A 16344-nucleotide genomic window follows, 5' to 3' on the forward strand; every position below is an offset into this window, starting at 1 on the left:
ATTTCACCATCTTGATCGTATATAATCCTCACACCCACTGCTCTCTCTATGTCAACCGTAAGCTTCCCAAATAACCGTCTCCCCAACTGTTGCTGTTATGGGCAATAAAAAGGAATCCTTAGCTACCCATGCATTTGATGTGGAAGTGCTTGCGTCCAAATATTCAAACACTCTGAAAAGGTATACGGTGTAATTATCGTCTGCATTCAAATGACAAAGGTTGTAATCAGCTCCGTTTGAAGATGGGGCAGCACTTCTGGAATTAAAATCATATATAACGCCCATTCTGGTTGCGGTGATTGATGTACGTAAGAATACCTTTTTTGGCCTAAATGGCAACCCCGTAACTTGAATCGACCTATAAGAATAATTGCTTCCATTTTCTCTCAAGAAGTTACGAGCGTTACCCGGAACTGTGGCAGTTCCTGTAGCGTATTTAACTTTGTCGTCAGGATCACGCAACATGTAATTACCAAGTGAAAAATTATCAAGTGTCGGCATTAGGTCACCTCTTTACCACTGATGTAACAATTTAGTGCTCCTGCCGTTGCGGACCCAGAAATTGTTTCGCCGGAGAGCAAAACTTGGTCCATAAAAGGCAGCGTGATTGTCTCAGATGGTTTAATAGGGTAATTACTAATTACATATGTTCCAGCAAACAACAAAGTTAAATTAACAACAATTGAATTGGAGTTACATACTGTTAGTGCCTTAACCATGGTTGTCACACCATTAGGAACTGTATAAAGCACGGTTGACGTTGTTGGAATAGCATTGCTTTTCACCAATCTTTTTGCTACTGCTGCCATCTATAACGCCCCCCATAGGTTTTCTTGATCTATATAAATCTTTATTGACTCCATAACGCCCATACGTGCATTAACCTGTTGTATGTCCTGAACCAAGTTGGTTAGCAGCGCCTTTTCGTTGTCTGGGACTGATCCGACAAATGGAGCTATCGGGAACGTTTCCAGCATCAGGTATGTGACACTGTAGGCTGCTGACGGATCATAACTTGCGTTAGCTGAATATGCTCTCTGATTACCATAAGCTGACCCATCTGTTCTGGTCACGACGCTCCAAGCGTTATCAGTCCGCGAGTTTCGATAGATCTTCATTATTAAAGCAGCTTTGTTTTTTAAGGGAGTATTAATCGAACTACTTACTATATTGATTCCCCAATCTCCATTTCCTCCCTGAGCTGGTTTCATACTCTCACGCAATACAATCCCTGTTCCCACTTCCACCTGATTATCTCCCTCAATCAACGTCAATTGTCCCTCGGACGTGATCGGCTCGACAGTTGGTATTGCAAGTTGATATACAAGCTGGTATGACGAAATTGTCCCATCTTTAATAGAGGGAGAACTCTCGTTTACTGGTACTGACGTTCTTAAATGTGCCCATGTGCTATTCCAGTTGGCCGGAGGTGAGTATCCTATCGGTGTCCATGTTTTTTGAGACGCGTTTGTCGGATCATTGTAATTGCTGGCGCTCATGTTACGCATCGTCCAGCCCATGAAATACGCCTTAATCTCATTGACTGTTGGCGTGTATGCGTCTCCCCATCCACTGTCTGCGTTGGGAACGGAAATTGCAAAATTATTATTGAGTTTATCAATAGCCCATCCGTCTGCAATTGCCTCGTGAGACCCCCACGTTAAAATTTTCCCATCGTATTTAACAGCGGCGGACGCCGCCATAGAAGAATAGCCATAATTGGCGCCTTCTAACTTAGGGTATAGAGTTTTAAATCCGGATTTGTTGCCTAAGATAGTGCTTGTAATTCTGCTTCCCTCAAAATCAACTTTGTACCACTTTTTCATCTTGTAATACTGTCCACCCTGCTCAAATACTTCATCACCATTCTCACCAGTTACTGGATCAGCATATAAATCCGTTTGTAGTGTGTGCATAACGTCTTTACGTGGTTTAAATGATTTGGCTTCATTACCGATATTGAATATCGGGTTAGCAAAAGTAAATAATCCAACTACAGCCCCATTCGCATCCACTGTATTTACAACAATCTCTACGTAAGATGCTCCAGCGGGAACGGTAATAGACCTGTTTGTGATCTTATTACCTACCCTTTGTTTGCTTGCATCACAAGCGTACATATAACAAGATCCATTCACTCCTGAATCGGATATAGTAACAGATAAGGCATAGGTTTGTCCTATCAAAACGGGAACATAATACCTTGCATATTGGCCCCACGTAGTGCTTGTATTTGAGATGCTAATTGTATACGGAGATGACAGTGTATATGACCCTTGAGATGTGTTAATCTCCCACTCATAAAATGGGGGCAACAGATTCTCTCCATACCTAATCACGTATGGATTTAGCACAGGTTGTACACTATCAACATAAGGATACTTAATAGCTACCTGTTCCGGATTCATGCTGTCGAGCGCATTGTACTCGGATTCGCTGATTTCATAAAGGCGACCGGAGTCAAAGTAACCATACTGATTCGGGTTTCCAAAAACTGCGAAATCAATAATTCCACTCCCCTGCGTAGAAACTTTCTTCTTTGCCCATACCGTAACAAATTTATCAGTTGTCTTAACGAATGTTGAATATGGTCCGCCAAAGTCTCCACCGAATCCAATAGTTGCCCCTTCTATTGAATTTCCGTTTTTTACATTTGCAACTAATACGTAAAAGCTATTCGCTTTAAAATTAGGAAGAGACACTGTAGCAACACCCGCCGCACTAGGAGAAGCAGCGGAGTTAATCGTAACCTTTAGTCCACTGCTCCCGTCTACTTTATTCATCAGGTCCAACGAAAGATTAGATCGAATGGCATTCAAGCCAGTTAAACTCTCCATACCTCCTGCACGCCCTAACAAATTCACCAATGTGCGCCCCTTCAAACCTTCCAACTTAAACGCCGAGGCACGCTCCGCATTAAAAATCTGCAACCCGGGCTCCAACGTCACGGATCTACGCTTCTCCGTATCCAACCGCTCCTGAATACTACTCACCTGTGCTGCGGTTTCCTCAGCCTTTTCTTCCACTTGCCCTACACCTTCATCAACCTTCTCCCAGTTCTGATCCAAATACTTATCCAGATCAAAATAAGTCGTCGATGGTGAAGAACGGTCAATCTTATTCAACCCCAAATTTGGTGTTTTTGGTTCATTCATTTAAGCTCCACCTCCTGCAAATTTATCCTGTCGGGTCTGTTCGATCTCATCCAGCGTCATACTTTCAACCTCCGCAATCGTCAAATACCGCAGACGGTAGTCCACGGTCATATGTGCTGGTTTGATATCCTCAATCGCTGCCTTCAAATCGTCCAGATTGGGCGGCAAGCCCCATGTGTCGATGAAGCGAATTCGGATCAAGTACTTCTCGGGCGAAACGGATACATCAATCCCGCCACTTTCGTAGGCCTGCGCCACGTTCTTGAGCATGGAGCCAGAAACTTTGCCGCTGCCGCGCATTTTGGAAATGATTACGGATCTCCGCTGGTCGTCAGGCTTGGCTTGATTCGTCTGAATCTGCAAATCCCGCTCATAACGTTCCAATGCCCAGGTCGCAGACTCCGGGTAGAATTGATCCAGCACACTTTCCAAACCCACTGTAAGCTTGTCCAGCTCAACACCTTCTGTTTCTGTGAGAAGCTGCATCTCCAGCACATTTTCATACAACGGGGGCAAAAGAATCATTAATACCTCTGCTTTACTCATGTCACCTTCACCGTCCCAAGAACAGCTACTGCGCCGGGGGCAATCTCCAGATTGGACATACCACCATTCACCAGCAGATCGCTATAATCGATTACGGGCGGGATATCCAGAATGACATTCGCAATCCGTGTCCAACGAACCAATGGATCGGCAAAAGCCAGTTCTTTCAGATATGCCGTAACTCCCGTTTCAATCAGTGTCTTCACGCCCTCATACGTTGAACCGGAAGCAAGCGTGACCTGTACCTCCACATCAATAGGAACCTCTTCCGCTCCCACTACTGTGACCACAGGTCCAATTGGAGCTGCACCTTCGCCCATTCCATCCTGAGTTGGATCGATATATTCTTGCACCGCCTCAATGACCGCCTCAGCAGGTGTTTGCATTTCGTTATTCAATAACGCCACCTTGACTGTACCTGGCCCGTCCCATAGTGGAAAAGCCTTCGCTTTGCCAACTCCGGAGTTTTCCCGGGCCCATAATTCATACTGATATTTGTTGGCACTCGTGACCGGACGGGATACTTTATCCTGATAACGGTCATAAAGGGCCTGGTCCGTTTCCTCGTCTTCACCAGGAACCAGCAACTGTGTCAATTCAGCCGTCGTCAAGCCGTTAATATAATCAATGGGCAGCAGTGCCCCCGTATACTCATTACCTTCCCCTCCCGAGACTTCACATTCCAACACATATTGCCCTGCCGCGATGCGTTCCACAACAACATACACCCGATCCCCCGTGGAAAAACGACTCTCCAAAGGAACTTCAACAGGCTTACCTTCATTATCCCGAAAACGGCCAACCCAACGTGCCTTCGTGGCCGCTTTTCGACTAATGCCAGACCAAGCTACTGCGCGATCCAGATATTCTCCAGAAGCTGTATCCGCAAACTTCAGGTTGGCGTTCACATCCAGCTCGATATACATCTGAGCCATTTCCACTGCCGCTGGCGCAAGCGCATCATAGATAATGCTGCCTTCACGTTTATCTACACCATTCGGCACTCTGTCCAGCATTCGATTTAAAATAATTTCAAACGTCTGCTCTTCATACATCCATGTTCACCTCCGTTTCTTGCCTGAAGCTGCCAAAATCTGTTTCCACGGCAAACGAAACCCTTACGCCATCGGCCCCGTGGACAAAATCGAACTCCGTTACATCCGAAATGCGATCATCCGGAAGCAACGCTTCGCGAATCCAGCGTTCCAGTTCAGATTCAACCATGGATCTCCCGGCCATTCCTTCCCAGAACCACTCCATGCCGTAATCCGAAGAATAGATTAGATGTTCGTAGCGGCGTGTGGACAACGCTTTAAACACCGCCTGTTTTACCGCATCTTTTCCATCCAGTTGCAGCCTTCCAATTCGCTGTCCAGAAGCTTGAAACACATATGTCAGACTTGGAAGTACAGCAGCTTCTTCCTGATCTTCTGCGCTAATCTGCGCACCCTGTGGAATCATGGATTCACCAGCCGATCCAGCACAACAAAGCTGTCTCCGCCTTGAACACGTAACAACAAGACATGGTCACCTACGGTCCAAGTTTTGTTCACTACGGATTCCGGCAGTACCAGAAAAGGCTCAGCCAATGCCAGCCGTTGTTCAACGGTGATCTCCAGAGGCTGTGTGTTTGTCACGCTTCCGTACATTATCTGAACGGGAGATTTGGCATCTACAGCGGCCACCGCCGCCTTTTTAATCACGTCCAGCATCATTTATCGTTACACCACCTTCAAATCCAGTGACATCGTGTGCACGCCGCCCTGTACCTTATGTGTACATTCGTCTACCAGAAAATATTGATTAATCTTGAGTTCATCGATCTGGATGTTGACAAAACTGCCCGCCCTCACCTTGAAATCACCAAGCGCATCCACTTTCAACGTCTGCGTCTCGCGGTTACGGAGGGTCATCAGGGTCTTCAGCATGTCATCAATCTGGCCTTCGTTCAGGCCATCATCCGCTTTTTGGTACAAAAAAAGCAGCCCCCATTGACGGATGCTGCCTGAGTCCTGATGAACAAACGTTTCTCTTTTTCCCGTATCCTTGTTATCCCGGTACAGCTTGATCTTGTTATACGTCTGGTCGTCAATCGACCTTGTATAGTTGTAATCCGTGAGCAGACTGTTATCCCCAATGACAAAGCCGTAAGGCATCTCTTCCACATCCCGAAGTACAAGCTTGCCGAAATCATCGTAGAAGATGTAGTTTTTGCCGCCATAGATCAGCGTTCGGTCGAGCGCCTCACAGATCATGTCGATCAGCTTTTTGTTATCAAATACCATGCGCGGAATAACGTATTTTGGCTGGATCAGATCACCTGTTTTCAACAGAAAGTCTTTGGAAATTCGTTTGATCACATCCGTAGCCGTTGCGTTAACGAACTTGTACGTCTGATTCGCGGTTAGATAACGAGTCTGGTCGTAGGCTTTGATTTTGACACTTTCGTCCTTGCCGCTATCCACCGAGAAGATATACCCGTAAAATATGCCTACCTCGTTGCTGATATATTTCACAACATATCCATTCTCATAGGTGAATTTCTTATTTTGGTACAGACTGCCCTTGATCAACGTGAATTCCAGAGAGGAAGGCTTGCCGATGCGGGAGGTTTTGTACGTAATGTCACCAGCAATTTCGCTAATGTCCCAGATGTTGCCCAGTTTGTCATCCAGCAATAACCGCTCCTTCATGTTGACCAGCTTATCATCCAACCTGATCTGCTCTTGCATATTCCCTCTCCTTTCACGGAAGCTTGATCACAAGTCCAATCGGCAGCTTCTTCAGTTGTGCATCTTTGATGCCATTCAGCTTCTGCAGCTCTTTCCAGCGAGATCCATCCCCCAGATGGGCTTTGGCTACAGACCACAAGGAGTCTCCAGCTTTGAGTGTGACGGTCTTGGGCTGGATTTTTTCATTGGGCCGGGAAGCTTTGGTTTTTGTTTTCGAAGCAGCATTATCCTTGCTGTCCTTGAGCGGCACTACTTTTTTGGCGGCATAGAAAATGAACTGCTTCAGCTTGATATCATACTGGATATCCCCCACCGTACCCGCAGTCTCCTTCCAGTCGAAGCTCTCGATGGAAACCGCCATATTAATGGTATACCTCGCACTGGAAAAGAACAGCCTGACGGGTCTGCCCATCTGCATCCAGCGGATGACCTTTTTCACATATTCATAGGGATCACGGTAAAACTGCTTCTGAATTGCCGGATGTCTTGCATCGTAGTTCAGATGATACGGACTGTAGTCTGCCGGAAAGATTCCGCTGAAACTGACTTCTCGCAGCTTCGGCGACTTGATCACGTTAATTTCACCCAAAGCGCTCACGTTAAACGAACTGCCGTCTCCCGAATCCGAAAACTCAATGCTCTCTGGTGTCACCGGGAAAAACATGTATTCGGAGCGGTTATTGTAGCTGAGTTGAATATAATATTCCACTTATCCATACACCCCCTGGGCACTGGAGACGATCTGACTGTTCAATCCATCAGTGATTTTGCTGATGATGCTGTCCACGTCATGTCCGCTGTTGATATCACCCGTGGTGACCTGAACAGTTGGCGTCAGACTGACAAATCGCTGAATCGCCTGCATCTCTGCAAGCTCACGCATCAATTTCAAGTCCTCGCTCGTCACATCCACTGTGCCGTCCACGTCACCGATCTTGTCCACCTGCCCAATATTGTTGATTTTGTTGATGTTACTCATGTTGCTGTTGGGAACAACGGTGGGAGCAGGTGCAGTTGGGATCGAAGGTGTTTTGGGTATTTCGGGTGTGTAGTCTTGGCCAAATTTATATGGTAAATCTTTATCCTTGGAGTCATCCTTCGGTTTAGAAGAGAACTTAGAAACCCACTCCTCCGCCTTTATCTGACCTTCCCCATATACACTGGGATTATATTCTCCATCCATTCTCACAGACTCAAATACATTTTTGTCGCTCTGTGGCTCCATAGACTTCAGAGTGTCCATCCAACTCTTAATGTTCTTGCTGCCAATGTTAATATCCGATTCGGACATCACACTCAGGTTCGTACCAAAGGTATCATTGATAAATGAAGCAACATCGCTAATGGCCCCTACAGCTCTTTTAAGAAAATCCTCGATACCTACCATAACATTGTAAAGAGTTTGTAAAACAAACATTCCTAGATCATAGAACAACTTTTGAATTGCATAGACAGGATCAATAAAAAGGTTAATCAAGAAGTCTGCCAATGAAGCAAATATGTTCCACACCGTAGCAATTACCACTCTGATGATCTCGCCAAGCATCATAAATGTACCAATTATAGCCCCGAGAATATCGGTACCAGTTGCTCCGAACATTTGGAAAATCATAATCATCGCAGCAATTGCTGCGATGATTAGCAATATAGGCCAGTTTACAGCCAACCATGCTACAGCAAGCAAAAATACTTCAGCGATCACAATACCAAGTGAGATAATCATGTTGTAAAGCAGCACCATAGCAATAGCAGTCAAAATAGGCGCTATGATAGCCCAATTTTCTTGCACGACTGTAGCAAAATTGATGAACCCATCCACAATAAAAGCTACAACTTGAGCAATAATTGCGAAGGCCCCACCAATCCATTCGATGAAAGCACTGAACTGACCTGAGCTTATGGCTTCGTTTAATCGGTCAAGCACTGGAGAAAGCACTTCCAACGCCTTAGTACCGATCTCAGACAATATCCCATTGAACTGGTTCACAAGAGCCGTCCATTTTTGCAATGGAGAATCCAGCATTGTATCAAAGGCTTCTTGTGTGTAGCCCTGCATTTCAAGTACCGTCTGCAATCCCTGTATGAAGCCGTCCAAGTCCTTTGTCTGTATAAATTCATCCAATCCAGCCCCGGTCAATGCACTTTTCGGGATGTTAAATTGACTAGCCAAATCCCCGTTATCGCCATTCATGGCACTAAGAAGGGCACCAGACGCATCGGACAGACTTTGTCCATCCGGTGACAACATACTCAGACGTTGAGTTAATTGATTCAATTGATCCACCTGACCTGTATTCTGAGCCAAAGGTAAGAAGCCTAGCGAAGATTTGAGCGAATCGTTGACATCCTGACCGCTCTTGGCGGCTTGCTCGCGATACTTATTATAGATGCCTTCCCCGAGCACCGGATCTTCTGCGGCAACCATATAACGATATTTGAAGTCTTCTTGTTCAGCAGCAGCTTTTAACACGACGCTTCCAGCCGACTTTACCATTTGCATCCACTTGGAGAGCTTGTTCAGATTATCACCTAACGAATCACTTGTATCATCAGCCGTATCCTCCAGCTTTTCCATCAAATTAATCGTTACATTCATTTGTTGATTTATTTGATTAAAGTGATTGGATATGTTCGTTTGGTTAAATTGATTCAAATTAACATGGTTAATCTGATTGAAGTTGTTCAAAATTTCGGTTGTTTTCACCTGAATTAGATTTAAGTTATTGATCAGATTATTTACGGATGGAGGATTAATTACATTGATACTTGTATCGGACATTCATTTCTCCCTCCTTTCCTTTTTATTTCTTCCGGGCGCGATTCTTGGACCGTTCTTTCTTCTCTTCTTCCACCCGGATGGAGATCATCGCATAGATCGCCGCTCGTTCTCGCATGGAGAAAGCCATTAGCTCGTGCGGCAAAATGTTTAATTCATGGAGAGCGTAATAAGCCAGATTGGCTTCGGAATCGCCCTCTTTAATTAGTTTTTTACGTCATCCACCAGTTCGTTCATATCCTGATTGAAGCCGTTCAGCTTCTGAACCTGTTCCCCAAGCGAAGCAAATTCCCCAGGCAACAGCATTTTCCGCAAAAGCGATTCCGCCCCCATTACGCCATATGAACGCTGAAGTTCTGCATTTTTCAGATCGGGATAAACCACGCTGGCACTCATCAGGCGAGCCATGTAATCATTCGCATCGATGTCGGGTGTGTAGACACCGTTCTTGCCCTTGATTTTGCGGGTAGCCGCTTTACGACATTCCTGGTTTTCATCCTCGGTCATGCTGCGCAGTTTCCAGGCAACCGGTTCGCCTTTCTCATCCTTGAAACGGGGGGACACGATATACTCCTCCGTTGTATCCATTGCTGCATTTTGGGCAAAAAACATACTCAATCCACTCATGTATTGTTCCTCCTCTAAAGTTAGGCTCCCCGCCGCCACAAGCGGCGAAGAGCAGAATTATGACACGCCAAATAGCCCGTAACACAGGCAAGTTGAACAGGTTTCTTTTACAAACCCGCTGTTAATTTATTCTCTTTATATCTTAGAGTACTAAGCTTTCCAAGCCACATTTACTTCGGCAGATTAAACGATACAGGCATATCGACATCTTCAAAGGTAAAGCTCACTTCTTCCTCCAGCGCCTCCGCCTCGGTATCCAGGGATGCCATAATTACACTATCGAGGTTGACGCCTTTGAGGGTCACGGTCTGTTTGCCAATCGTAGACGAAGGATCTTCGTTAGTCACTTCAATGTCGAAGTACGTGTCCACACCATTTTGCATGTACTGGAGCATCAGCTCGCGGAAACGGGATGTGGTATAAAAGATCGTCATGGAACCTGAGCCAGACCAACCGGTTGCTTTGTGCTGTACACCGCGGCGGCCCAACGTTTTGACCTCTGCTTTTTGTTTCTCCACCGTTGCTTCCAATGTCTTCACATAGAACATTTCTTCCGTCTGTCCGTTAATCGTTGCGTATGCACGGCCTTCCTGGCCGGAGATCGTGTCGCTTGCTTTCAAAAATGCCATCTTAAACCACCTTCACTTTCATATATACTTTTTCAACGGAATCCACAGGCTGGACCTGAATCTCGATCAGAATACTGTCGGTTTCATTGCCCGGAGCAACAGTAATATCTGTTTTGGAATCAAAATTTTGAATCGCCCCAATATCCTGAAGCTGCTTCAGGTAAGTGACACATTGGGAACGGAACAGGCTGCGCCCATCTTCGTTATTGTTCACTTTGCCGATGTAGTAGGACTCGAAGATCCGTTTCATATCATTAGCAATGCCATCGAGAACACGGACAACACGGTTTTTGGCAAAATGACGCGCCTTATCCGGTGTCACGGAACGGAATGTATTCACATCCTGCTCTACCACCGCACGGTTGCTGCTCGCTGTAAACACAAACTCACCATTACGCAGGGCTGCTTCTGTCTCGCTGTGTGTCAATCGTCCATTAACATCCACGGCATCATCATACGCACGGAACGTCAGGGATTCATTCAGGTTAGCTCCCGCTGTTGCACCGGCAGTCCAAGCTACCGTTTGTTTTGGCGTAAGAACGGTACCGTCTGCGAGCACAACACCATTTTTCACACTGATAATACCTTCATGATCTGCTGCCGGATAATCGGACAGAACCAGTTGCACCTTCTTGCCTTCGGTATCACGCAAACGCTTGATATAAGCTGTGTAGACTGACTTGAGTGTGGCATCGTCTGAGATCAGACCAACCGTATTAAAATCCAATACTTCCAGCTTGGTCAGGAAATCAGCATGCTCCTGGTTCGTTGCTGTGCCATCCAATCCACCCGTTAGTGGAAGTGACGCTGTAGTTGTGAGTGCACCTTCACCAGTAAATGTGATGTATGCGTTGGACTCCAGAGCTTCGATGGTGGATGAAGTTTGTTTGTCCACTGCTTTACCCGCTAGCAACGTGGAAACGTCCAATTGTTCCGGGTCATTGATATTTGCTGAGATTACAACAGCCAGATCATTACCACGCACACCACCGTGTTGGGCTGTCACTGTCAGTTTGTCCAAGGTTGCCTTGGCTTTGGTCCCTGCATTGAGTCGATACAGAAGCAAGGTCTGTGCCCGTTTCAATGCCTCACGGATCAGCAGCAATTGCGGTGCTGTCCAGTCATAGCCCAATTTGGCTTGTACATCTTCACCTGCTTGTACCGTCAGGATTGTACCAGCTTGCCCCCACGACAATGGAAGTGCCAAAGCCACCGTTCCCCGCTCCCCTACCGTACCCGGCAATGCGCCCTCTGATGCAAAATTCATATATACGCCGGGGCGTACCTTGTTTTGTGTCGTCCATGTTCCTCCAGCCATTATTGTGCCTCCCCATTCATAAATTGTTGGATGTGTTCTTGTGCTTCTTGCAAGGTGTACGTCTGTTGGTCCAGCAGAACTGCTGCCAAAATATCTTTCTCCATCCGGCTGAGTTGCCGGGATTCGGCGAACTGTGATTTGCTGTATTTTTGGTTGTTTTTCTGTGGAGTGTCTGTTTTTTTAGGGTCCGGTTCTTTTTTCGTAAACATTGCCAATGCGCCTCCTATTCCTTTCATGTAGATCCCCTCATTCGGTTAGTTAAGTTCAACTAAAGAATAGTTACATTTGCCACTCCGATGACAGAACAACCTTCCGATCGCTGTTATCCCCATATTTTTTTGATTTCCTTTTTAAAGGTGAACTCAGGGGATAAAGGCGCACGCTCCGCTTCTTCAGGTTATTTCTGTCCTCTCCTTTTTCGTGTAAATGTTAGTTCAATTTATATAGTTATTCTTTAGCAGCTTTAAGCGCTGTAGGTCGCTGTTCCAGTTGTTGCATGGTAGCGGCGGACTCCGACACTTTGGTGGTTCGCATGGTGTAGTACACCAGCATTCGTGATGTGTCGTTCTCCGTCTCCCAACGTAATTCCGTTGCTCTATAGGGGGTACCCTCCACGTCGATGGTCTCCAGCGCTTCGAACAACTCGTCCGGTAGAGTTGCCGGGATGCTGTCTTTTTCAAGCCAGCGGATTTCAAACGTGTGAGATTGCACGAAGCGATCGCTACGTTCCCGGGTAAGTTGGGCGGACAGCAGGCGGTAGGAGATGCCCGAGGTGGAACTAGTGCCCGTTTGCGGGAGGATCGGGATGTTCGGGAAGTGCTGAGTTAGTGTGTTTGCGATGGCAGTGGTTAGTTGGTTTGTGGTCATAGTTCACCTCCTTTGGAGTTAAAATATGAAATAAGTTAGTCGTTCTATAGGACAGGAATTACATCAGATTTTACGTATTATAAATATAAAGCAGCTTAGATACCTACAGCCATAATCCATTTAACCTACTGTCTCCAACTCATTTCCCCTGAATTCATTATGAGAATTCTCTTAACCACTTCAGAGGGAATAAAAATAACGCACCACTTGGGTACGCCTCACTAAACGTTGTCCTTACTAACCAAATCTTCTCTACCTTGCTGAATAAGGTACGCGTCGATCCCATCTCTTAAATCTGGTCTCCTCTCACATACGTACTTATATGTGAAAACTCCTTCAATGATTCGCATACCCATATACGCAGCCATTACAAGACACCTCCCATGATCAAATCATCTATGGCACTCTTCATCACATTTTGTTGCGAAGCCATTCTACTGACTAACTCCGATAATGTTTCAGGTCGGGCATAGTTATAGAACATCACGTTAGTTTCGGTGTTAATGTACAACGTAGCCTCCATCCAAGGAATTGGTTCAGGTAGAGGAACGTCTATATCTGTGAGAATCATTTTTTCTGTTAACACATAGTTAGTTGGGTTGTGCTCAATACTTAGCACCAAGGCATTCGGTTTATTCCCGTCATGGTTTATGATTTTCAATGTGTTATACCTCCTTATTAAAACTCGTTTAGAATTAGACCCTCATATCTGACAACTCCACCAGAAAATTCAGCGGCTGCCCTACCAATAGAATTTCGCTTAGATACGGACAGTGCTAGTTGAACAATGGCTACATCAGATCGTGGGGTTACACTGAGTGTGTAGGTAGTACTATCTAAAACATAACTAATGGTTCCGGTTGGTAGATCTATGACAATGCTACCTAAAGCCCTTCGTGAAGATGTACCAACGGAACTTGATGAAACGGCACTGGTAAACGATGACGGTAGTAACCATGTACCTGCGTTACTCACGATGGCTAATCTACTATATGCTTCATCACCTTCGGCGTTAGCCATAGACCGAATATATGATTTGTTAGCGTCAGCCGTTTGGATGGTTAGAACGTTACGCTTCTTACCGTCCATTTCTAAAATGGTGGTGTATATGGTTTGGTCTTGACCACCACCATAATTAGTCCTTGAAAATGCAGGATACTCTGTGACCTTGTTGGGTACCAAGGAACCAGAAACCCCATAGATGGACTTGTTCACCAGGATGTTATCAGCGATCATGTTTGGTTCACCTGGAACAGTGATAGCCGAACTGTAGTAACCTGCGGCTTTGACCTGATTGGATACCCCAGGTGTAACATTCCCACCGGCACCACGATTGGGAATTGTGCCTACTCTTCCATTACCACTTGCATTGCTAAATGTCGCACCTGCCAAAACTTGCGACACTGTTGCGTTACCTGTTGCCCGGATCACTCCCGCCATCTTAGCAATGAGTGAATCCCATGATTCACCTGTGGATGCCGATACTCCTATGGAGTTGAGAGTGGCAACCACATCGCTTTTTGTCTCAACCCCAAGCTGCTTTGCTGCAACAGCCTCGTCATATGCTAACTTAACAGCATTTGGTGTCGCTGCCTTGTTCTTTGACGTTTCATTAATTGCATCCGACAACTGCACCTTCCCTTTTTGCGTCAAAGACGCATCGGGAATATCCATCTGACTTACCGCTTCACGAAGCGCATCCAAATCCACTTGCGTCGCCACACCTGCATCAATCTTCTCAAAAATTCCATTAATACTCTCCCGGGTCACATTCTCGTTCCCCAAGGGAAGAGGTAATTTCAGTCGATCTGTTTCCTGTGGCATTACGCCCACACCTCCAGTTCATTCCACGTCAAGGACGCGGCGTCCAGTTCATCCCATGTTTTCTGCTTTTTGTCCAGATCGTCCCAGACCAAATAGCGATACTCATACTCCACGACCATATGGGCCGGTTTCAATTCCTCAATCGCCCGTTTGAGATCATCGATATTGGGCGGAATGCCCATCGTATCCACAAAGCTCACCGTAAACCTCCACGCTTCCGGCTGAAAAGTTACATCCACCTTGCCCCCGGCATACGCCTCGGCAACATTTGCAACCAACCTGCCAGAGAACTTCCCGGCACCACGCAACTTCGATTCCAACACGGCACGCCTTTGTTCCATAGGTTTGAGACGATCTGTCTCAATGCCGAGCTCCTGCTCCCAGAAGTCCAGACCCCACGTCGCCGTGCGGACAAAAAACTGCTCCAGCGTCTCATCCAGCGCCTTGTACAGCAGATCCATTTCACTGCCTTTGGCCTGCATGTCGGCCTGCATAACGCGAGAAGTCTCATAATAATTTGGCAAATACGAGAACAACTCCCGCCCTTTCTCACTCGTCAGTCCAGCATCTACAGTAGAAGGAGCACTCATGCCCTGTCCCCTCCCTTCCTTGCCCATCATCATGGAGCGTCTCGCTCACCAGATCCAACCCAGATCGGCGTATTTCTCCCAATCTCCCTTGGTCTCCGCACTCCCAAACTGCGTCCTCATCCACCATCTGCCCAACACTACTCATGCACATCCACCGTCCCCAACACGGCCACCTGACTCGGGGTCATCTCAATATTCTGGTCGCTCACACCGTTCACGGTAAGCTCCGAATAGTCGATAATGGGCGGAATGTCCAGCAGGATCGCAGCAATGCGAGTGTAACGAACGAGCGGATCGGTAAAAGCGAGCTGCTTCAGATACGCGGTCACCCCGCGTTCGATCAGTGCCCGTACATCAGTCAGTGTCGCATCACTTGCCAACGTCAACTTGACCTGAATATTCATCAGTACTTCCTCGGCTGGCATCACGGATACCACTGGCCCCGCCGGCGCAACACCTTCACCTTGCCCATCCTGCGTTGGGTCAACGTACTTCTGCACCGCTGCCACCAGATCGATGCCCGCAGCACGTTTGTCCGTGTCAAGCAGATACAATCCCACCGTGCCTGGCCCCTGCCATAACGGAATAACACGCGTTGCACCAACACCTGGCACTTCACTGGCCCATTGCACATATTGCGACTTGTTGCCGCTTGTCCCTTGGTTGCGGACTTTGGCATAAAAGCGTTCCAGCAGTGCCGTATCGGTCTCAATATCCGCACCGCCTTTGATCACCTCAATGTTCGTGACAGAAGTCACGCCACTTACAGGTGTAGACAGCACCGTTACCGTGCCCGCAGGCACATTGCTTTCTTTTCCGGCAACAAGCGCTCGCACGCCTACCCCCCCGGAGCCCTCAGCATCCAGTTCCAAACGTCCCACCGTTTCATATTCGAGCGAAGCTTCAGCAGATACTTCATCCGCGAGCGTAGCCACGACCGTTCCCGCAGGCACCACTTTCCCCGGCGCACCTACGAACCGCACCGAACCCTGTGCCGCCACCGCAGCCCGCCGCGTAATGCCGTGCTCTCCCGCCCGCAGATCCAGTTCTTCCGAACGAAAATTCGGATCACTGCTCGCAGCCGTACTTGCAAACCCCCGCCGGAGTAATTCCTGTGCCCACAAAGCCGCTTCAGACAGCATAAACGCAACCGGAGCCTCCGCATCCCACAGAAACGATCCTTCCGACTTATCCAGATCCGCGGGCAGACGATCCAGCATACGCTGCATAATCTGTTCCTCCGTCTGGTCCTCCAAATAACGCGGAATCTCAGCCATCCC

The 16344-nt window shown here is 47.0% G+C and carries 19 protein-coding genes; all 19 read right to left on the reverse strand.

The features are described 5' to 3' along the window. Positions 1–51 precede the first annotated feature (51 nt). Positions 52–501: a hypothetical protein gene (locus AB4111_RS10130; protein WP_442031403.1), complete on the reverse strand. Its 450-nt coding sequence runs from the start codon at positions 499–501 to the stop codon at positions 52–54. Then, positions 501–809, reverse strand: coding sequence for a hypothetical protein (locus tag AB4111_RS10135; RefSeq protein ID WP_442031404.1), 309 nt, complete (start codon positions 807–809; stop codon positions 501–503). The genes AB4111_RS10130 and AB4111_RS10135 overlap by 1 nt, the downstream gene beginning before the upstream one ends. Beyond that, positions 810–3155: a hypothetical protein gene (locus AB4111_RS10140; protein ID WP_442031405.1), complete on the reverse strand. Its 2346-nt coding sequence runs from the start codon at positions 3153–3155 to the stop codon at positions 810–812. Then, positions 3156–3701, reverse strand: coding sequence for a putative phage tail protein (locus AB4111_RS10145; RefSeq protein WP_442031406.1), 546 nt, complete (start codon positions 3699–3701; stop codon positions 3156–3158). Continuing rightward, on the reverse strand, positions 3698–4756 hold the full coding sequence (locus tag AB4111_RS10150) for a baseplate J/gp47 family protein (protein ID WP_442031407.1): 1059 nt from the start codon (positions 4754–4756) through the stop codon (positions 3698–3700). The genes AB4111_RS10145 and AB4111_RS10150 overlap by 4 nt, the downstream gene beginning before the upstream one ends. Further along, on the reverse strand, positions 4749–5162 hold the full coding sequence (locus AB4111_RS10155) for a DUF2634 domain-containing protein (RefSeq protein WP_442031408.1): 414 nt from the start codon (positions 5160–5162) through the stop codon (positions 4749–4751). The genes AB4111_RS10150 and AB4111_RS10155 overlap by 8 nt, the downstream gene beginning before the upstream one ends. Beyond that, positions 5159–5416, reverse strand: coding sequence for a DUF2577 family protein (locus AB4111_RS10160; protein WP_338591875.1), 258 nt, complete (start codon positions 5414–5416; stop codon positions 5159–5161). The genes AB4111_RS10155 and AB4111_RS10160 overlap by 4 nt, the downstream gene beginning before the upstream one ends. Positions 5417–5422: 6 nt before the next feature. Continuing rightward, complete coding sequence (locus tag AB4111_RS10165; protein WP_442031409.1) at positions 5423–6433, reverse strand: XkdQ/YqbQ family protein; 1011 nt, start codon at positions 6431–6433, stop codon at positions 5423–5425. Positions 6434–6446: 13 nt separating this feature from the next. Continuing rightward, positions 6447–7142 (reverse strand): LysM peptidoglycan-binding domain-containing protein, encoded by a 696-nt coding sequence (locus tag AB4111_RS10170; RefSeq protein ID WP_442031410.1) that lies wholly within the window; start codon positions 7140–7142, stop codon positions 6447–6449. Beyond that, entirely contained in the window at positions 7143–9212 is a 2070-nt protein-coding gene (locus tag AB4111_RS10175; protein ID WP_442031411.1) for a hypothetical protein, read from the reverse strand. A 201-nt stretch (positions 9213–9413) separates the two neighbouring features. Then, positions 9414–9836, reverse strand: coding sequence for a phage tail assembly chaperone (locus AB4111_RS10180; RefSeq protein ID WP_421887370.1), 423 nt, complete (start codon positions 9834–9836; stop codon positions 9414–9416). Between the two features lie 170 nt (positions 9837–10006). Then, entirely contained in the window at positions 10007–10465 is a 459-nt protein-coding gene (locus AB4111_RS10185) for a phage tail tube protein (RefSeq protein WP_017690162.1), read from the reverse strand. Position 10466: 1 nt separating this feature from the next. After that, entirely contained in the window at positions 10467–11783 is a 1317-nt protein-coding gene (locus AB4111_RS10190) for a phage tail sheath family protein (RefSeq protein WP_442031412.1), read from the reverse strand. Further along, positions 11783–11992, reverse strand: a complete 210-nt coding sequence (locus AB4111_RS10195) for a hypothetical protein (RefSeq protein ID WP_442031413.1) — start codon at positions 11990–11992, stop codon at positions 11783–11785. The genes AB4111_RS10190 and AB4111_RS10195 overlap by 1 nt, the downstream gene beginning before the upstream one ends. A 238-nt stretch (positions 11993–12230) precedes the next feature. Further along, positions 12231–12650: a phage tail terminator family protein gene (locus tag AB4111_RS10200; protein WP_442031414.1), complete on the reverse strand. Its 420-nt coding sequence runs from the start codon at positions 12648–12650 to the stop codon at positions 12231–12233. A 367-nt stretch (positions 12651–13017) separates the two neighbouring features. Beyond that, entirely contained in the window at positions 13018–13311 is a 294-nt protein-coding gene (locus tag AB4111_RS10205; RefSeq protein WP_442031415.1) for a hypothetical protein, read from the reverse strand. A gap of 17 nt (positions 13312–13328) precedes the next feature. Then, on the reverse strand, positions 13329–14474 hold the full coding sequence (locus AB4111_RS10210) for a tail fiber protein (protein WP_442031416.1): 1146 nt from the start codon (positions 14472–14474) through the stop codon (positions 13329–13331). After that, positions 14474–15064: a YmfQ family protein gene (locus AB4111_RS10215; protein ID WP_442031417.1), complete on the reverse strand. Its 591-nt coding sequence runs from the start codon at positions 15062–15064 to the stop codon at positions 14474–14476. The genes AB4111_RS10210 and AB4111_RS10215 overlap by 1 nt, the downstream gene beginning before the upstream one ends. Before the next feature lie 137 nt (positions 15065–15201). Continuing rightward, positions 15202–16341, reverse strand: a complete 1140-nt coding sequence (locus AB4111_RS10220) for a baseplate J/gp47 family protein (protein WP_442031418.1) — start codon at positions 16339–16341, stop codon at positions 15202–15204. Positions 16342–16344 lie beyond the last annotated feature (3 nt).

The sequence above is a fragment of the Paenibacillus sp. 2KB_22 genome, assembly GCF_052115745.1.
Lineage (GTDB): Bacteria > Bacillota > Bacilli > Paenibacillales > Paenibacillaceae > Paenibacillus.

Coding starts and splice junctions, on each gene's coding strand:
- AB4111_RS10130 (WP_442031403.1), bottom strand. CDS start 501: ATGCCGACACTTGATAATTTTTCACTTGGTAATTACATGTTGCGTGAT.
- AB4111_RS10135 (WP_442031404.1), bottom strand. CDS start 809: ATGGCAGCAGTAGCAAAAAGATTGGTGAAAAGCAATGCTATTCCAACA.
- AB4111_RS10140 (WP_442031405.1), bottom strand. CDS start 3,155: ATGAATGAACCAAAAACACCAAATTTGGGGTTGAATAAGATTGACCGT.
- AB4111_RS10145 (WP_442031406.1), bottom strand. CDS start 3,701: ATGAGTAAAGCAGAGGTATTAATGATTCTTTTGCCCCCGTTGTATGAA.
- AB4111_RS10150 (WP_442031407.1), bottom strand. CDS start 4,756: ATGTATGAAGAGCAGACGTTTGAAATTATTTTAAATCGAATGCTGGAC.
- AB4111_RS10155 (WP_442031408.1), bottom strand. CDS start 5,162: ATGATTCCACAGGGTGCGCAGATTAGCGCAGAAGATCAGGAAGAAGCT.
- AB4111_RS10160 (WP_338591875.1), bottom strand. CDS start 5,416: ATGATGCTGGACGTGATTAAAAAGGCGGCGGTGGCCGCTGTAGATGCC.
- AB4111_RS10165 (WP_442031409.1), bottom strand. CDS start 6,433: ATGCAAGAGCAGATCAGGTTGGATGATAAGCTGGTCAACATGAAGGAG.
- AB4111_RS10175 (WP_442031411.1), bottom strand. CDS start 9,212: ATGTCCGATACAAGTATCAATGTAATTAATCCTCCATCCGTAAATAAT.
- AB4111_RS10180 (WP_421887370.1), bottom strand. CDS start 9,836: ATGAGTGGATTGAGTATGTTTTTTGCCCAAAATGCAGCAATGGATACA.
- AB4111_RS10185 (WP_017690162.1), bottom strand. CDS start 10,465: ATGGCATTTTTGAAAGCAAGCGACACGATCTCCGGCCAGGAAGGCCGT.
- AB4111_RS10190 (WP_442031412.1), bottom strand. CDS start 11,783: ATGGCTGGAGGAACATGGACGACACAAAACAAGGTACGCCCCGGCGTA.
- AB4111_RS10195 (WP_442031413.1), bottom strand. CDS start 11,992: ATGTTTACGAAAAAAGAACCGGACCCTAAAAAAACAGACACTCCACAG.
- AB4111_RS10200 (WP_442031414.1), bottom strand. CDS start 12,650: ATGACCACAAACCAACTAACCACTGCCATCGCAAACACACTAACTCAG.
- AB4111_RS10210 (WP_442031416.1), bottom strand. CDS start 14,474: ATGCCACAGGAAACAGATCGACTGAAATTACCTCTTCCCTTGGGGAAC.
- AB4111_RS10215 (WP_442031417.1), bottom strand. CDS start 15,064: ATGAGTGCTCCTTCTACTGTAGATGCTGGACTGACGAGTGAGAAAGGG.
- AB4111_RS10220 (WP_442031418.1), bottom strand. CDS start 16,341: ATGGCTGAGATTCCGCGTTATTTGGAGGACCAGACGGAGGAACAGATT.